A 17296-nucleotide genomic window follows, 5' to 3' on the forward strand; every position below is an offset into this window, starting at 1 on the left:
CCGGCGGAGGGGGCGCCGGGGCCCGGCGCCGGGTCGAGGGCGGCGAGGGCGGCGGTCTCCGCCTCGTGCCGGCGCTCGCGGTGGGCGACGAGGAGACGGTCCAGCTCCTTGAAACGCCGCCCCTGCACCGTGAACTGACGGCACATCACCGTCAGCGCCTCCGGCACGCTGCCCGCGCTCTCGTCCACGTACGCCGTGAGCGCGCCCCGCTCACGGGCGATCTGTTCGAACTCGCGGACGAGGAAGGTCTTTCCGACGCCCGCGTTGCCGTGCACATGGAACAGGAAGCGGTGGTGTTCGTCCTGGGGCGGGGTGTCGAAGTTGGCGCGGAACAGGTCGCGTTCGGCGCTGCGGGCGACGAGACCGGCGCGCCTGCGCTGCTGGATCAGCTGCTGCATCGACAGCCGTGCGTTCGCCACCCGAACGTCCCTTCCGCACCGCGAACTTGACGGAACCCATTCTGACCCACGGCATGCGGGGAGCGGTTGAGGTGCGGGCGGGCGTGGGAAGGGAGAGTGACATGGCCACTCCTGCCTCGCGCGCGCTGCCCCTGACCGCGACCCTCCTCACCGCCTCCGTCGCCCTGTACATGGCGCTGGTCGCCTTCGGCAACATCACGGACTTCGGGACGAACCAGGAGTTCGTCCGGCATGTCCTGGCCATGGACACGACGTTCAAGGACGACGACCTGATGTGGCGGGCGATCACGAACGAGGGCGTCCAGGACGCGGCGTACGTCGCGATCATCGTCTGGGAGACGGCCGCCACGCTGGTCCTCCTGTACGGCACCTGGCTGTGGACCCGCCCCGACCACGCTCACGCCCGCCGGGTCTCCACCTACGGCCTGCTGATGGTGATGCTCCTCTTCGGCGCCGGTTTCCTGGCGATCGGCGGCGAGTGGTTCGCGATGTGGCAGTCGGAGGACTGGAACGGCCTGGACGCGGCGACGAGGGTCTTCGTCTTCAGCGGGGTGGTCCTGCTCGTCAATCACCTGCCGGCGGCCCGCACGGACGCCGCCTAGGCATCCTGCCTACTCCACCACGCGTACCGTCGTCCCCGCCGTGCCGAAGGCCCACAGCGCCTTGCCGTCGGACTTGGCGACGCGGATGCCGCCGGTCTTCGTGCCCGAGGCGGCCGGTGGGGGTGAGGAGCCGTCGACGGCGTTGGAGAAGGCCACCGAGACGCCGGACTTCGCGGCGAAGTAGATGACGTGCTCGACCTGGACGCCGTCACTGCCGGTGGTGGCCTCGGTGCGCGTGCCGATCGTGTACGTGCCGGGGTCCGGGGAGACCGTGCCCGGCCACACCGTGAAGGAGCGGCGCGCGGCGTCGCTCGCGTCGACCAGCCAGACGCGACGGTCGCCGAGGGAGTAGACGATACGGCGGCCGGTACCGGAGTCGGCCGGCACGGCGGGCGGCTGCTTCGGCTCCGCCGACGGCTTCGCGTCCGCCGACGCCGAGACGGTGGGCCGGGCCGCGGACGCGGTGGGCTGGGGCCCCTGGTCCGCCTGTACGGCCATGACGGCCACCGCGGCTATCGCCCCCGTGGTCAGCCCGGTCACCCAGGCCCACGAGGGAAGACGGGCAGACACCGGTACGCATCTCCTCGGTCGGGCGGAGTCCGACCCCCGACGACGGGGGTCGGATCATCCTACTGCGAGCCCGATCCGGGCCCCTCGCGCCCGGACCCGGCCCTCTCAGTCCAGCACCGGCAGCAGCTCCGGCAGGTGGCCGTCCGATGCCTCCGCCGCCCTCCGGCGCTCCTCCGAGACCTCGCCGTACAGCGTCGTGCGGGGACGGGCCGGGCGGCCGGCCGCCTCCGCGACCGCGATCAGGTCCTTGACCGACTTGTAGGAGCCGTAGGAGGAGCCCGCCATCCGGGAGATCGTCTCCTCCATCAGCGTGCCGCCCAGGTCGTTCGCCCCGGAGCGGAGCATCTCCGCCGCCCCCTCCGCGCCCAGTTTCACCCAGCTTGTCTGGATGTTGGGGATGTGCGGGTGGAGCAGCAGCCGGGCCATCGCCGTCACCGCGCGGTTGTCGCGGACCGTCGGGCCCGGGCGGGCGATACCGGCCAGGTAGACGGGGGCGTTGGTGTGCACGAAGGGGAGCGTCACGAATTCCGTGAAGCCCCCGGTCCGCTGCTGGATCTCCGCCAGCGTGCGCAGGTGGCCCAGCCAGTGGCGGGGCTGGTCGACATGGCCGTACATCATCGTGGAGGAGGAGCGGATGCCCAGCTCGTGGGCCGTCTCGACGACCTCGATCCAGGTCGCCGCCGGCAGCTTGCCCTTGGTGAGGATCCAGCGGACCTCGTCGTCCAGGATCTCCGCCGCCGTCCCCGGGATGGTGTCCAGGCCCGCCTCCTTCGCCGCCGACAGCCACTCGCGGATGGACAGACCCGTGCGGGTCGCGCCGTTGACCACCTCCATCGGCGAGAAGGCGTGCACATGCATGCCGGGCACCCGGGCCTTCACCGCCCGCGCTATGTCGAAGTACGCCGTGCCCGGCAGGTCGGGGTGGATGCCGCCCTGCATGCACACCTCGACCGCGCCCACGTCCCACGCCTGCTGTGCCCGGTCCGCCACCTGGTCCAGCGACAGCGTGTACGCGTCGGCGTCGGTGCGGCGCTGGGCGAAGGCGCAGAAGCGGCAGCCGGTGTAACAGACGTTGGTGAAGTTGATGTTGCGCGTGACGATGTACGTCACGTCGTCGCCGACCGCCGACCTGCGGACGTCGTCGGCGACCCGGCACAGCGCGTCCAGCGCGGGCCCGTCGGCGTGGAGGAGCGCCAGCGCCTCGGCGTCCGTCAGCTTCGTCGGGTCGTCGGCGGCCGTCCGCAGCGCCTCGCGTACGTCCGTGTCGATGCGCTCGGGCGCCATGCCGGGGGCCGCCGCCTCACGCAGGGCGCCCCAGTCGCCGTACACCTCGTCGAAGTCGTCGCGGCGGTCCGACGTACGGCCCTCGGTGTCGATGGTGCGGTGCAGGTCGGTGCGGCCGGTGGCCGTGAACGCCTCGTCCGGCTCCTGCCAGGGCAGCCCCTGCGGCAGCGCGTCGGGGCGGGCCAGGCCCGTCTCCGGGTCGGCGAGCGCGGCCACGTGCGGGCGCAGCCGCGGGTCCAGCCAGGGCTCGCCGCGGCGCACGAACTCCGGGTAGACGCAGAGGCGTTCGCGCAGCTCGAAGCCGGCCGCCCGGGACCTCTCGGTGAGTTCCTCGATCTGCGGCCAGGGCCGCTCGGGGTTGACGTGGTCGATGGTGAGCGGGGAGACGCCGCCCCAGTCGTCGATGCCGGCCGCGATCAGCCGCTCGTACTCGGCGTCGACCAGGTTCGGCGGGGCCTGGAGGCAGGCGGACGGGCCGAGGACGTGCCGGGCGACGGCGACGGTGGCGACCAGCTCGTCGAGGTCCGCGTCCGGCATGCCGCGCATCGCGGTGTCCGGCTTGGCGCGGAAGTTCTGGATGATCAGCTCCTGGATGCCGTGGTAGGCCCGGGAGATCTTCCGCAGCGCGAACAGTGACTCGGCGCGCTCCTCGTACGTCTCGCCGATGCCGATGAGGAGGCCGGAGGTGAAGGGCACCGAGGAGCGGCCGGCGTCCTCCAGCACCCGCAGCCGTACGGCGGGTTCCTTGTCCGGGGAACCGAAGTGGGGGCCGCCGGGCTCGGACCACAGGCGGGTCGCGGTCGTCTCCAGCATCATGCCCATGGACGGCGCGACGGGCTTGAGCCGCTGGAAGTCCGTCCAGGTCATCACGCCCGGGTTGAGGTGCGGGAGCAGTCCCGTCTCCTCCAGGATGCGGACGGAGATGGCGCGGACGTAGGCGATGGTGTCGTCGTAGCCGTGCGCGTCGAGCCACTCGCGCGCCTCCGGCCAGCGGTCCTCGGGCTTGTCGCCGAGGGTGATGAGGGCTTCCTTGCAGCCGAGGGCGGCGCCCTTGCGGGCGATGTCCAGCACCTCGTCCGGCGACATGAACATCCCGTGCCCCGCGCGGCGGAGCTTGCCGGGGACGGTGACGAAGGTGCAGTAGTGGCACTTGTCCCGGCACAGCCGGGTCAGCGGGATGAAGACGCTCTTCGAGTACGTGATGACGCCGGGGCGGCCGGCCGCGTCCAGGCCGGCGTCGCGTACACGGGCGGCCGACGCGGTGAGGTCGTCCAGGTGCTCGCCGCGCGCCTGGAGGAGGACCGCGGCCTCGGTGACGTCGAGGGAGACGCCGTCCCTCGCGCGTTTCAGGGCGCGGCGCAGGGAGTTCTCGGTGGGGCCGTTTCCGGTTCCGGGGGGCGCGGAAGTCGTCATCCTTCGAGCATATGGGGCGGTTCACCGGACGTGTCCCGGGGCCGGGGTGCGGTGCCCCGGCGTGAGGGGGGTGCGAGACTCGGGCATCGGCGACCGATTTCCGTGAGGGGGCGGCGTTGGGGTCGACGGAGTTGCTGATCATGCTGGACCGGGACAGCGGCGTGCCCCTGCAACGGCAAGTGTCCGACCAGTTCGCCGCGTTGGTGCGGTCCGGCCGGCTGCGGCCCGGGGACACCGTCCCCGCCTCCCGGGTACTCGCCCAGCAGCTCGGCGTCTCCCGCAACGTCGTCCTGCGCGCCTACGAACTCCTGCGCGCCAACGGCTTCCTGACCGCCCGGCACGGCTCGGGCACCCGGGTCGCCGACTCGGGCACGACCGGCCGGACGACACCGGTCCCCCCGACGACGAGCCGGGCTCCCCTCTCCCCCCAGCCGCCGAGACCGACCGACACCGGTGAGGGCCTGTGGCAGCCCTGGGAACCGCCGCCCGTACAACACGCGTCGCACGCCCTCGACTTCCGGCACGGCACTCCGGCCCTGGCGAGCTTCCCGGTCGCCCACTGGCGTCAGTCGCTGAACACCGTCCTGAACAGGGCGGACCACGCCATGCTCGGCTACGGCCCGGCCGAGGGCTCCCCGGCGCTGCGCGCCGAGATCGCCACGCTGGTGCGGCAGAGCCGGGCGCTGGACGCCGGCCCGGACCGGGTCGTGGTCACGGGCGGCGCCACCCAGGCCATGGACATCCTCGTACGGACACTGATCGAACCGGGCGACGTGGTGGTGATCGAGGACCCGAGCCACACCGTGCTGCGGCAGATCTTCGGCGCCTCGCGGGCGGCCGTCGTACCCGTGCCGGTGGACGACGAGGGGCTGAGGGTGCCGGACATCGACGCCCGGGTGCGGGAAACGGGCCACGACCCGGCACGGGTGCGGCTGGTGTACGTGACGCCCTCGCACCAGTTCCCGACCGGCCGCGTGATGTCGCGGGCGCGCCGGCGGGCCCTCGTGGCATGGGCGCGGGAGCGGGGTGCGACGGTCCTGGAGGACGACTACCACAACGAGTACACGTTCACCGAGGAGCGGCTGCCGGCGCTGGCGGCCGAACCGCACCAGGACGTCGTCGTGTACGCGGGCAGCTTCAGCAAGACGTTGTTCCCCGCGCTGCGCCTCGGCTACGCGATCCTGCCGCGCCCGCTCGTGCGGCCCTTCCTCGGCGTCAAGTGGATCACCGACCGGCTGACTCCGACGATCGAGCAGGAGGCGCTGGCCGACTTCATCGCCCGGGGCGCCTACGCCCGCCACATAAGCCGTACGTCGCGGCTGTACCGGCAGCGCAGACGGCGCCTGCTGGAGGCGCTGGACGAGCATTTCGGCGCGGGGGTGCGGATCTCCGGGGAATCGGCGGGCCTGCACGTGCTGGTGACCCTCACGGCCCTGCGCGGCGTCGCCGAGGACGAGATCGCCCGCCGTGCCGCCGCCCGCGAGGTGCGGATCTACCCGGCGTCCGGCTACTACGTGCAGGACCCGCCGGCGGAGCCGTCGTTCCTCATGGGGTACGCGGCACTGACCCCCGAGCGCATCACCGAGGGGGTGGCCCGACTGGCCGCCGCGGCACGGGAGACGGACCTGCCCCGTCCGGCCTGACCCCTTCCTTCGGCCACTCAGCGGGCGGTCTGCGGCACCCCGGCGGTGAACAGCGCGGCGGACCGGGTAGTCCGGTCGAGCACCACGGGCTTGTCGTGTCCCACCCCCAGCGTGTCGAGCACCTCGCCGATCCGCCCGAGCGCCGCCGCGACCGCGTCCGCGCCGCCGTCGTGCACGGCCTCCACGGTGAAGACCAGCCTGCGCGGCCCGCGCTCGGTCCTGATCACGTCGCCCTGCCGCCAGTTCCAGCGCCGCGAGTGCGCCCGCCCCCGGTCGTCGGCGTAGATCACCTCACCGGTGCCGGGGTGCTCGGGCGCGTCCGGTGCGCCGAGCGGCAGATAGACCTCGTGGCCGTCGGCGGGCCGGACCGTCAGCTCGCCGTCGAGGTCGCCGATGTCGCAGGACGCCACCGGGAGCCGGGCCGCGAGCGAGACCCCGTTGCACAGGTCGACCGCCGTGTTGATGCGCGGCAAACGGTCGCCCTTGGCCACCCGCCGCAGCAGCGACTCCGCCGCGCACGGGTACCGGTTCGGGTTCACGTCGACGGCCCGGTATGCCTCCCGCCAGGCCGCGATGCTCGGCAGCGCGGACACCTCCGCCTTGCCCAGTGCCGCCGCGTGCAGCGCGTCCTCGGCCTCGGTGAGAAGGGAGTCCACCGCGGGCACGGTGTCCTCGACGTCCATCCGTTCCACCGCGATCAGCCCGAGGACATAGCCGGGCACCCGCTCCAGCAGCCGCTCCGCGACCGTAACGGTGAGCGGGGCCGCGGGGGATGGGGACTGGTCCATGTGGCTGTGCCTTTCGAGCGGGGCGAAGAGGGAACGTGCTCGACGCTACGGAGAAGCCGGGGTGCTCGTGGGGGCCAATTCCCGACGATCCGGGAAGGCCACTTCGGCAGCTGCGCAATCGAGCAACTCACCTCGCGCCGCGGCCGGCGCCGCCGAGCCACCGGCTACAGATACGCCGCGTACGCGTCCAGCGCCCGCAGCACACCCGCCTCGTCCTCCGCCGGCAGCTGCACCACCACCTCCTCGATGCCCAGCTCCGCGTAGTGCGCGAGCTTTCCCGGGGTCGGGTGGACCGCGTACGGGACGACCTGCAGGGCGGCGGGGTCGCGGCCCGCTTCCGTCCATGCCGTGCGCAGCGCCGGCAGGGCCTCGGACAGGCCCCGGCCGCCGATCGGGAGCCAGCCGTCGGCGTACTCGCAGATGTGGGCGAAGAGCGTGGGGCCGGCCGCCCCGCCCAGGAGGGTGCGCGGTCCGGTCACCGGGCCGCGTGGCTTCTGGGCCGGCTTGGGGTGCGCCCAGCTGGCCCGAACACTGCCGAACTCTCCCTCGTACGCCGTCGGTTCCTCCGCCCACAGCGCCCGCATCAGCGCCATCCGGTCCCGCACCAGCGCACGCCGGGTGCGCCACTCGACGCCGTGGTCGGCGGCCTCCTCCACGTTCCAGCCCAGGCCGACGCCGAGGGTGAAGCGGCCCCCGGAGAGATGGTCCAGGGTGGCGACCTGCTTGGCCAGGTCGATCGGGTCGTGCTGCGCGACGAGCGTGATGCCGGTGGCGAGCCCGATCCGCTCGGTGACGGCGGCGGCCTGGGCGAGGGCGACGAAGGTGTCCAGGGTGCGGCCGTACTCGCGCGGCAGCTCCCCGCCGCCCGGGTACGGCGTGGTCCGCTCCACCGGGATGTGCGTGTGCTCGGGCAGATACAGCCCCGCGAACCCGCGCTGCTCCAGCTCACGGGCGAGCCGGACCGGGGTGATGGTCTCGTCGGTGAGAAAGATCGTGACGGCGATGCGCATGCACCATCCATACCCGCACCGACCGTAAAAGTGCCGGATCCCTTCCCTTGCACGGCAGTTCACTGCTCAATACGAGGGTTGCACGCACCACCCCTGCACCACCCATGTCCTGGCGTACGACATCTGGGGAGCAGTCACATGTGCGAGGACCACACCGGGATCGGCAGACGCGCGGTGTTCGTGACGGGTGCCGCCGCGGCGCTTACGTTGGGAAGCGTGAGCTTCGCTTCGGCAGCGGGCCGCGACGGCGGCCAGGAGACGAGGACGGTGCGCGGCACCCTGGAGCCGGGCGCGCCCGACTTCGTGTATGTGCCCGTCGACGTGCCGTCCGGCGTACGGGAGATCAAGGTCTCCTACACCTACGACCGGCCGTCCGTGCCGGCCGGCACCACCGGCAACGCCCTGGACATCGGACTGTTCGACGAGCGCGGCACCGAGCTGGGCGGCCGGGGCTTCCGTGGCTGGTCGGGCGGGGCGCGCACCGAGTTCTTCGTGCGCGCGGACGACGCCACGCCCGGCTATCTCCCGGGGCCCGTGCGGGAGGGCACCTGGCACATCGCGCTCGGCCCGTACACCGTGGCCCCGCAGGGGCTGTCGTACGAGATCACCGTGACGCTGGCCTACGGGGAGCAGGGTGAGACCCCGGAGCCGGTGTATCCGCCGGAGCGGGTCAAGGGGCGGGGGCGCGGCTGGTACCGGGGCGACTGCCATCTGCACTCCTGGTACTCCGACGGCCGCCGCACCCCGGCCGAGATCGCGGCCCTCGCCCGTGCGGCCGGGCTGGACTTCATCAACTCCTCGGAGCACAACACGCATTCCGCGCACGCCCATTGGGCCGAGGCCGCCGGGGACGACCTGCTGGTGATGCTGGGCGAGGAGGTGACCACGAGGAACGGGCACGTGGTGGCGCTCGGCACGGATCCGGGGACGTTCGTCGACTGGCGCTACCGGGCCCGCGACAACCGCTTCGGCCGGTTCGCCCGGCAGATCCGCCGCGCGGGCGGTCTCGTCGTGCCCGCCCATCCGCACGCCACCTGCATCGGCTGCAACTGGAAGTTCGGCTTCGGCGAGGCGGACGCCGTGGAGGTGTGGAACGGCCCCTGGACGCCCGACGACGAGGTCGCCCTCGCCGACTGGGACGGCATGCTGGTGGCGTCCGTGCGGGAGGGCCGGGACTGGATCCCGGCGATGGGCAGCAGCGACGCGCACCGCGACCCCGATGTCGTCGGCCGCCCGCAGACGGTCGTCCTCGCCGACGAGCTGTCCCGCCGGGCCGTCCAGGAGGGCATCCGCGCGGGCCGCTCGTACATCGCCGAGTCGAGGAACGTCTCGCTGACGTTCGGCGCGTCCGGCGGGCGGGGCGAACACGCGGGCATCGGCGAGCGGTTGGACGTCGACCGGGACACGCCGGTCACCGTCCGCCTGGAGGTCACCGGCGCGCCGCGCTGCACCGTCCGGCTCGTCACCGACCAGGGCGTGCTGCACACCAGCGCCCCGCTGCCGGTGTCCGGCTCGGGTGTCGTCGAGTGGCGGACGACTCCGTCCTACGCGGCCTACGTGCGCGCGGAGTTGCGGCACGAGGCGGCGGTGGGCCCGCTGCCGGGGGCGCCGGCGGCGTTCACCAACCCGATCTTCCTGTGCCGGCGGGAGCGATAGGGGCCGCGGGTAGGCTCGTCGCACGATGACTGCTGACGCCGAACGCAAGTACCGTTCCGCCACCGCCTTCCAGCGCCGTCTCAATCCCCTCATGCGCCGGTTGCCGTTCCAGACCGCGCTGGAGACCACCGGCCGGGTCTCCGGGCTGCCCCGGGTCACCCCGGTCGGCGGGCGGCGGGTCGGCGACGCGTTCTGGCTGGTGTCGGAGTTCGGCGAACGCTCCCAGTACATCCGCAACATCAAGGCGAACCCCCGGGTGCGGGTGCGCATCCGGGGCCGCTGGTACACGGGCACCGCCCATCTCCTGCCCGACGACGACCCGGTGGCCCGCCTGCGCGCCCTGCCCCGCTACAACAGCGCGGTCGTACGGGCCGTGGGGTCGGGGCTGCTGACGGTACGGATCGACCTGGACGTCTGAGGCACTTCGGGCGCGTGGCTCATCCCGGCCAGACGATCGACTGCACCTCGCTGTAGGCGTGCAGGGCGTAGGAGCCGACGTCCCGCCCGACCCCGCTCCTGCGGAACCCGCCGAACGGGGCCTCCATGTTCCGGCCCACCGTGTTGACGCCGACCCCGCCGGTGCGCAACCGCCGGGCGACGCGGAAGGCGCGGGCCACGTCGCGGGACCACACGTAGTCGATCAGGCCGTACTCGCTGTCGTGGGCGAGCGCCACGCCCTCGTCCTCCTCGTCGAAGGGGATGACGACGACCACGGGCCCGAAGATCTCCTCCCGCGCCACCCGCAGGTCGTTGCCGCAGTCGGCGAGGAGGGTCGGGGCGACGTAGAAACCCCGTGCGTGCGCGGGCCGTTCCCCCCCGGCGACGACCATGGCCCCTTCCTTCCGCCCCAGCGCCACATACGCCTCCACCCGCTCCCGGTGCTCCGCCGAGATCACCGGCCCGACGACCGTCCCCGGCTCGCGCGGATCACCGACCGGCAACCGCCGCGCGTACGCCGCCAGCCGCTCCACCAGCCGCTCGTACACGCCCCGTTGGGCCAGCACCCGCGTGGGGGCCGTGCAGATCTGCCCGCTGTAGAAGGAGTACGTCGTCCCGATGCCGGACACGGCCGCCGTGAGGTCGGCGTCGTCGAAGACCAGCGCGGCGCCCTTGCCGCCGAGCTCCATCAGCTGCCGTTTCATCCCCCGCCCGCACACCTCGGCGATGCGCTGCCCGACCGCCGTGGAGCCGGTGAAGCTCACCATGTCGACGTCGGGCGACGCCACGACCGCCTCGCCGACCTCGACCGACCGACCGGAGACGACGTTCACGACCCCCGGCGGCACCCCGGCCGCCTGCAGCACCTCCGCCATCCGGTACACCGACAGCGGATCCTGCGGCGCCGGTTTCACGACCACGGTGTTGCCCATCGCGAGCGCCGGTGCGACCTTGCCGGCCGCGTTGGCCCACGGATTGTTGTACGAGGTGACGCAGGCGACGACCCCGACCGGCTGCCGCACGGCCAGCGCGCCCAGCACGGACGCCGGCCCGATGACCCCGGCCTCGTTGATCTGCGGCGGAATGGCCCACTCGGCGGGCTCCACGCGCGCGTACCTCCGGAAGCGAGCGGCGGCGACGCCGACCTGCATCCGGCGGGCGGTGGGCGTGGTCGCCCCGGTCTCGGCCTGGGCGAGCTCGGCGTAGGGGCCGAGCCGCTCCCGTATCAGCTCCGCCGCGCGCGCCAGGATCACCGCCCGCTCCTCCGGCGCGGTCCGCGACCACGCCCCGAACGCCTCCCGGGCCGCGGCACAGGCGGCCTCCGCCTGACCCCGTGAGGCCTCGGGCGCCCACCCGACCTTCTCCTCGGTCGCCGGGTCGATCACCGGGTAGTGCCCGCCGTCCGGCTCGACCCAGCGCCCGCCGATGAACAGCCGTTGCGGCAGCCCGGTCACCGCGTGGCCACCGTCTCCGTGTCCCGCCCGGACCGCAGCACCTTGCCCGGTGCGGCTCCGGTCACCACGTCGTCGCGGATCACCTCGACGCCGTTGACCCACACGGCTCGCACGCCGAGTGCCTTGGAGTCCAGGCGGGGGCTGTCGCCGGGCAGGTCGTGCACCAGGGTGGCCGGGCCGGCGTCGATCCGCTCCGGGTCGAACAGGACGAGGTCCGCGTGCAGGCCCTCCCGTATCCGGCCCCGCTCCCGCAGCCCGAACAGCCGGGCCGGATCGTCGGTCAGCATCTTCACGGCCGCCTCAAGGCCCACGAGTCGCCGCCCGCGCAGACAGTCCCCGAGGAACCGGGTGGTGTACGGGGCGCCGCACATCCGGTCCAGATGGGCGCCGGCGTCGGAGCCGCCGAGCAGTACGTCCTCGTGGCCCCAGGTCTCGGCGCGCAGCGCCCAGGAGGCCGGGTCGTTGTCGGGCGGCATGGGCCACAACACGGTGCGCAGCTCGTCGTGGGCGCAGATCTCGACGAGGCACGCGAAGGGGTGCTGTCCGCGTTCCCGGGCGATGTCCCGCACGACCCGCCCGGTCAGCCCGGCGTTGGCGGCGCTGTAGGTGTCGCCGATGACGTACCGCCCGAAGTCCGCGAGCCGCCGGAAGACGCCGGCCTCCTTGGAGTCGGCGCGGCGCAGCATCTCGGCGCGCACGGCGGGATCGCGCAGCTTCTCGATCCGCTCGGGGACGGGCAGCCCGAGGATCGGCCCCCAGCCGGGGATGAGATTGAGGGCGCAGAAGGTACCCAGCGACATGTTCATCGGGGTGAGGATCGGCATGGTGAGGGCGACGACCCGCCCACCGGCCTTCCGGGCCCGCTCACCGGCCTCCAGCTGCCGGGGGACGCGCTCGGGGACGGCCGCGTCGACGGTGAGCACGTTCCAGTTCAGGGGCCGCCCGGCGACCGCGCTCATCTCCACGAGGAGATCGATCTCGGCGTCGCTGAACTGGTCGAGGCACCCGGCCACGATCGCCTCGATCTGCGTCCCCTCGTGCTCCCCGACCGCCCGCGCCAGCGCCAGCAGCTCCTCGGGCCGCGCATGCCGGGAGGCGACGGGCTGCCCGTCCCCGTCGGAGTGCGTGGACGACTGGGTGGTGGACAGCCCCCAGGCCCCGGCGTCCATGGAGTCATGGAGCAGCTGAAGCATGGCGGCCAGCTGCTCATCGGTGGGCCGCCCCCCGACCGCCTCGGCCCCCATCACATACCGCCGCAGCGCACAATGCCCCACCATGAAACCGGCGTTGACCGCGATCCGCCCCTCCAGAGCGTCCAGATACTCCCCGAAGGAGTACCAGTCCCAGGGCGCCCCCTCCTCCAGCGCCACCAGGGACATTCCCTCGACCTTGGCCATCATCCGCCGCGTGTAATCGGCGTCCTCGGGCCGGTCCGGGTTGAGCGGCGCGAGGGTGAAACCGCAGTTCCCGGCCACGACGGTGGTGACCCCGTGATTGAGGGAGGGGGTGGCGTACGGATCCCAGAAGAGCTGGGCGTCGTAGTGGGTGTGGGGATCGACGAACCCGGGGGTGAGGACGAGACCGGCGGCGTCCTCGGAGGTACGGGAGGGCTCGGTGACCTTGCCCACGGTGACGATCCGACCGTCGCGGACACCGACGTCGGCGGTGAAGGCGGGCGCGCCGGTGCCGTCCACGACGGAAGCGCCCTTGATGACGTGATCAAGCATGGGTTCACCTCATGACTCAGGGGCGGGTTGCCCACCTAGGGGCGCGGGGAACTGCGCGAACAACCACAACGAGCCCGCACCCGCCTACAATCAGCGCCCCCACGGCGCCTAGGCGGATTGACGGAACCGCGAAGTCCGATGAACGGGATCCGTATCGATCTTCGGAATGACAAACTCCCCCACCAACCGAATCGTCTGCAACGTCTCCTCCCGCGGCACCCCCACCGGCAACCCGAAACTCAACTGATCCGCCCCGGCCCGCTCCCACCGCTCACACTGCCGCAGCACCTCGTCCGGATCCCCGCAGATCAGCAACTCGTCCTGGATCATCAGCTCGATGAACTCCTCCGTGTACTCCGGCAACGTCTCCGGCCACACCGGAAACCCCTCGGGCCGAGGAAACGTGTCGTGATACCGGAACACCAGCGAGGGCAGATAGTGCAGCCCCCCGTCCACCGCGATCCGCACCGCCTCCGCATGCGTGGGCGCGCAGATCGCCGTCGTCGTCACCATCACGTTGTCGTTGACGAAGTCCCCCACCGGCTCGGCGTCCACGATCGCCGACTTGTACTGCTCCAGCACCCACTCCATGTCGGACACCTTCTGCACACTGAACCCGAGCACCCCGAGCCCCTTGCGCGCGGCCATGGCGTACGAGGGCGGCGACCCGGCGGCGTACCACATCGCGGGGTGGGACGTGCCGTACGGCTTGGGCAGCACCTTCCTCGGCGGCAGCGACCAGTGCTTGCCCTGGAACCCGGCGTACTCGTCCTGGAGCCACATCTTCGGGAACTCGGCGATGGTCTCTTCCCAGAGCTCCTTGGTGCGGTTCATGTCGGTGATGCCGGGCAGGAAGCCGAGGATCTCGTGCGAGCCGGCCCCCCGTCCGCTCCCGAACTCGAAGCGCCCCTCGGAGAGATGGTCGAGCATGGCGACCTTCTCGGCGACCTTCACCGGGTGGTTGACCGGGGCCAGCGGGTTGAAGATCCCGGAGCCGAGGTGGATGCGATCGGTGGCGTGGGCGAGGTAGCCGAGGAAGACGTCGTTGGCGGAGAGGTGGGAGTACTCCTCCAGGAAGTGGTGCTCGGAGGCCCACGCGTACTTGAATCCGCACCGGTCCGCCTCGATGACGTACTCGGTCTCCTCCATCAGCGCCTTGTGCTCGGCGAGCGGGTCGGTCTCGGCGCGCTTACCGACGTATCCCTGTACGAAGATCCCGAATTCCAAGGGAGTTCACCGCCCCTACGACAGTTTCTGACGTATCGTCAGATCAGCGCTTCCGACTGTTCCACCCGTCCACATGACCGTCAATAGCTGACGAGCCGTCAGACCACACTCACCCCCGCCAGCCATCCCCCGTCGATCACGAACGGCTGGCCGGTGATGTACGACGAGTCCTCGCAGCTGAGGAACAGCGCCAGCCGCGCCACCTCCTCCGCCCTTCCCATCCGCCCCAGCGGCACGAGCTTGCGGTAGAACCCGTCGAGGGCGGCCTCGGCACCCTCCGCGTCCTCCCCGGGCCGGGACATCGGTGTGTCCACGGCCCCCGGGCACACGGCGTTGACCCGTATCCCCCGCCCCGCCAGCTCCAGCGCCGCCACCCGCGTCAGCCCGACGATCGCGTGCTTGGTGGCGGCGTACGCGCCCACCGCAGCCATCCCGGTGAGCCCGGTGTACGACGCGGTGTTGACGATCGTCCCGCCCTCCGCCATCGCCCGGCCGACGGTCCTGATCCCCAGGAAGCAGCCGACCTGATTGACCCGGACGACCTCCATGAACTCGTCCAGCGGTGTGTCCAGGAGCGAGTGGAAACGCAGGATGCCGGCGTTGTTCACCAGCCCGTCGATGTGCCCGTACGCCTCCCCGGCGAGGGCGACGGCCGCCTCCCAGTCGTCCTCCCGGCCCACGTCGAGATGGACGTACCGGGCCCCGATCTCCTTCGCCACCGCCTCCCCCCGCTCGTCCCGCACATCGGCGACGAGGACCCGCGCCCCCTCCTCGGCGAACAGCCGTGCCTCCTGCTCGCCCTGCCCGCGTGCCGCGCCCGTGATGATCACGACCCGTCCGTCCAGCTTGCCCATGTCACTCCTCGGTGAGCAGGGGGCCGACCTCGGCCCCGAACGCGGCGATCTGATCGACGGCTTCGGACCTGCTGCGGCTCCTGAACCGCACCTGGATCTGGTGCACCCCCATCGCGCGGTACGCCCGCAGCGACTCGGCGAGTTCCCGGGGCCGCCCGGTGAGGGTGCGGCGGCCGACGTCCCAGGCCGGGGTGCCGACGTACAGCGGCTCGGCGATGGCGCCGACGGTGAAGGGACCGTCGAGCCCGGCCCGCTCCCGCAGTTCCCGAATGCGCTCGATCTGCCCGGGCAGCCGTCCCCGCGGATCCCCCTGGGGCAGCCACCCGTCGCCCTTGAGCGCGGCCCGGCGTACGGCGGCCGGTGAGGAGCCGCCGACCCAGAGCGGGACGTGCGGCTGGGCGGGCCGGGGACGCTGGCCGAGTCCGGCGAAGTCGTACAGCTTGCCGTGATGCTCGGGGTACTCCTCGGGTCCGAGCGCGGCCCGCAGGGCGTCCACGCACTCGTCCAGTACGGCCCCGCGCTGCCGGAAGTCCACCCCGAGCGCCTCGAACTCCTCCGGTACGTGCCCGGCCCCGACCCCGAGGATCAGCCGGCCACCGCTGAGGTGGTCGAGGGTGGCGTACTGCTTGGCGGTGAGCAGGGGGTGGCGCAGTCCGACGACGGCGACATGGCTGAGGAGCCGTACGCGTGCGGTGGCGGCGGCGAGGAAGGCGAGGGTGGCGACGGGGTCGTACCAGACCGTGCTCATCGCGGCGGCGAGGCGGTGCGGTACGGCGATGTGGTCGCAAGCGGCGAGGTACGCGAAGCCCGCCCGGTCGGCGGCGCGGGCGAGCGCCACCAGGTCCTCGGGTCCGGCACCGGCCTCCCAGGTCTCGGCGTAGAGGGTGCTCTGCGACTGGACGGGCAGCTGGATGCCGTACCGCAAGCCTCCGCTCACCGCACACCGCCCGGCCACAGGCCCTCCGGAGTGAGCCCGAGCAGGTCGATGGCGTTGCGGCGGACGATCCGCTCGACCGTACCCGGGTCCAGGTGCCCCATCTGGGCCTCGCCGACCTCGCGGGACGTGGGCCAGGTGGAGTCGGAGTGGGGGTAGTCGGTCTCGTAGAGGACGTTGCCGACGCCGATGGCGTCGAGGTTGCGGAGCCCGAAGGCGTCGTCGAAGAAGCAGCCGTGGACGTGCTCGGCGAAGAGCTCCGACGGCGGCCGGTGCACCTTGTCGGCGACGCCGCCCCAGCCGCGGTTCTCCTCCCACACGGTGTCGGCGCGCTCCAGGATGTACGGGATCCAGCCGATCTGCCCCTCGGCGTACATGACCTTGAGGTGGGGGAACCGTTCGAACTTGCCGCTCATCAGCCAGTCGACCATGGAGAAACAGCAGTTGGCGAAGGTGATCGTGGAGCCGACGGCGGGCGGGGCGTCGGCGGAGGTGGAGGGCATGCGGCTCGACGACCCGATGTGCATGGCGATGACGGTGCCGGTCTCGTCGCAGGCGGCGAGGAGGGGGTCCCAGTCGTCGGTGTGGACGGAGGGCAGGCCGAGGTGCGGGGGTATCTCGGAGAAGGCGACGGCACGGACGCCGCGCGCGGCGTTCCGCCGTACTTCCTGGGCCGCCAGTTCGGCGTCCCAGAGGGGGACGAGGGTGAGGGGGATGAGCCGCCCGTGGGCCTCCGGCCCGCACCACTCCTCCACCATCCAGTCGTTGTAGGCGCGCACGCACAGCAGGGCGAGCTCGCGGTCGGCGGCCTCGGTGAAGGTCTGCCCGCAGAAGCGGGGGAAGGTGGGGAAGCACAGGGCGGACTGGACGTGGTTGAGGTCCATGTCGGCGAGACGGGCGGGGACGTCGTACGAGCCCGGGCGCATCTGCTCGTACGTGATCACTTCCAGCCGGATCTCGTCCCTGTCGTACCCGACGGCGGTGTCGAGGCGGGTGAGGGGCCGGTGCAGGTCCTCGTAGACCCACCAGTCGCCGAGGGGGGCGTCCGGGTCGCTGCCGGGGGTGCCCATGACCGGCTTGAAGCGCCCGCCTAGGAAGGTCATCTCCTTGAGCGGGGCGCGGACGATGCGGGGGCCGGTGTCGAGGTACTTCTTCGGGAGCCGGCTCTGCCAGACGTCGGGGGGTTCGACGGTGTGGTCGTCGACGGAGATGATCAGCGGGAACGCGGTGTCGGTGGTCTGCATGCCGGTCACGGTAGCGCTGATCTGACGGAGCGT

15 protein-coding genes are annotated in these 17296 nt (G+C 72.2%); 4 read left to right on the top strand and 11 right to left on the bottom strand.

Going from position 1 to position 17296, the window contains the following annotated elements; translation table 11 throughout:
* A partial coding sequence (locus N4P33_RS13735) for an ATP-binding protein (protein ID WP_260826718.1) occupies nt 1-398 on the bottom strand: 398 nt, incomplete at its 3' end.
* 122 nt (nt 399-520) lie between these two features.
* Between N4P33_RS13735 and N4P33_RS13740 the strand changes: the two genes are divergently transcribed.
* Nucleotides 521-1021 carry a DUF2165 domain-containing protein gene (locus N4P33_RS13740; protein WP_260826692.1) on the top strand — a complete coding sequence of 167 codons (501 nt, stop codon included), beginning with the start codon at nt 521-523 and terminating at the stop codon, nt 1019-1021.
* Nucleotides 1022-1030: 9 nt separating this feature from the next.
* Here N4P33_RS13740 and N4P33_RS13745 read toward each other — a convergent pair whose 3' ends face one another.
* Together N4P33_RS13745 and N4P33_RS13750 are read right to left on the bottom strand one after the other, a co-directional pair.
* Nucleotides 1031-1591, bottom strand: a complete 561-nt coding sequence (locus tag N4P33_RS13745) for a hypothetical protein (protein WP_260826693.1) — start codon at nt 1589-1591, stop codon at nt 1031-1033.
* Nucleotides 1592-1696: 105 nt separating this feature from the next.
* Nucleotides 1697-4288, bottom strand: coding sequence for a bifunctional FO biosynthesis protein CofGH (locus N4P33_RS13750; protein ID WP_260826694.1), 2592 nt, complete (start codon nt 4286-4288; stop codon nt 1697-1699).
* 116 nt (nt 4289-4404) lie between these two features.
* Here N4P33_RS13750 and N4P33_RS13755 point away from each other — a divergent pair, with 116 nt between their 5' ends.
* Complete coding sequence (locus tag N4P33_RS13755) at nt 4405-5931, top strand: PLP-dependent aminotransferase family protein (RefSeq protein WP_260826695.1); 1527 nt, start codon at nt 4405-4407, stop codon at nt 5929-5931.
* Between the two features lie 17 nt (nt 5932-5948).
* On the opposite strand, the gene N4P33_RS13760 is transcribed toward N4P33_RS13755, so the two are convergent.
* Entirely contained in the window at nt 5949-6719 is a 771-nt protein-coding gene (locus tag N4P33_RS13760; RefSeq protein WP_260826696.1) for a B3/4 domain-containing protein, read from the bottom strand.
* Between the two features lie 164 nt (nt 6720-6883).
* A complete protein-coding gene (locus N4P33_RS13765; RefSeq protein ID WP_260826697.1) occupies nt 6884-7729 on the bottom strand; it encodes an LLM class F420-dependent oxidoreductase in 846 nt (281 codons plus the stop codon).
* A gap of 138 nt (nt 7730-7867) precedes the next feature.
* Here N4P33_RS13765 and N4P33_RS13770 point away from each other — a divergent pair, with 138 nt between their 5' ends.
* Together N4P33_RS13770 and N4P33_RS13775 are read left to right on the top strand one after the other, a co-directional pair.
* Nucleotides 7868-9385 (top strand): CehA/McbA family metallohydrolase, encoded by a 1518-nt coding sequence (locus tag N4P33_RS13770; RefSeq protein ID WP_260826699.1) that lies wholly within the window; start codon nt 7868-7870, stop codon nt 9383-9385.
* 25 nt (nt 9386-9410) lie between these two features.
* Complete coding sequence (locus N4P33_RS13775; RefSeq protein WP_260826700.1) at nt 9411-9803, top strand: nitroreductase family deazaflavin-dependent oxidoreductase; 393 nt, start codon at nt 9411-9413, stop codon at nt 9801-9803.
* 19 nt (nt 9804-9822) lie between these two features.
* Here N4P33_RS13775 and N4P33_RS13780 read toward each other — a convergent pair whose 3' ends face one another.
* From N4P33_RS13780 to N4P33_RS13805, 6 genes are all read right to left on the bottom strand, one after another.
* A complete protein-coding gene (locus N4P33_RS13780; RefSeq protein ID WP_260826719.1) occupies nt 9823-11268 on the bottom strand; it encodes an aldehyde dehydrogenase family protein in 1446 nt (481 codons plus the stop codon).
* 5 nt (nt 11269-11273) lie between these two features.
* Nucleotides 11274-13004, bottom strand: coding sequence for an amidohydrolase family protein (locus tag N4P33_RS13785; RefSeq protein ID WP_260826701.1), 1731 nt, complete (start codon nt 13002-13004; stop codon nt 11274-11276).
* 108 nt (nt 13005-13112) lie between these two features.
* A complete protein-coding gene (locus tag N4P33_RS13790) occupies nt 13113-14231 on the bottom strand; it encodes an LLM class flavin-dependent oxidoreductase (protein ID WP_260826702.1) in 1119 nt (372 codons plus the stop codon).
* A 98-nt stretch (nt 14232-14329) separates the two neighbouring features.
* A complete protein-coding gene (locus N4P33_RS13795) occupies nt 14330-15085 on the bottom strand; it encodes an SDR family NAD(P)-dependent oxidoreductase (RefSeq protein WP_260826703.1) in 756 nt (251 codons plus the stop codon).
* A 1-nt stretch (nt 15086) separates the two neighbouring features.
* Nucleotides 15087-16010, bottom strand: a complete 924-nt coding sequence (locus N4P33_RS13800; RefSeq protein WP_399029403.1) for a TIGR03619 family F420-dependent LLM class oxidoreductase — start codon at nt 16008-16010, stop codon at nt 15087-15089.
* An 8-nt stretch (nt 16011-16018) separates the two neighbouring features.
* Nucleotides 16019-17263, bottom strand: coding sequence for an amidohydrolase family protein (locus N4P33_RS13805; RefSeq protein ID WP_260826706.1), 1245 nt, complete (start codon nt 17261-17263; stop codon nt 16019-16021).
* Between the last annotated feature and the right edge of the window lie 33 nt (nt 17264-17296).

This window comes from Streptomyces sp. 15-116A, from assembly GCF_025290915.1.
Lineage (GTDB): Bacteria > Actinomycetota > Actinomycetes > Streptomycetales > Streptomycetaceae > Streptomyces.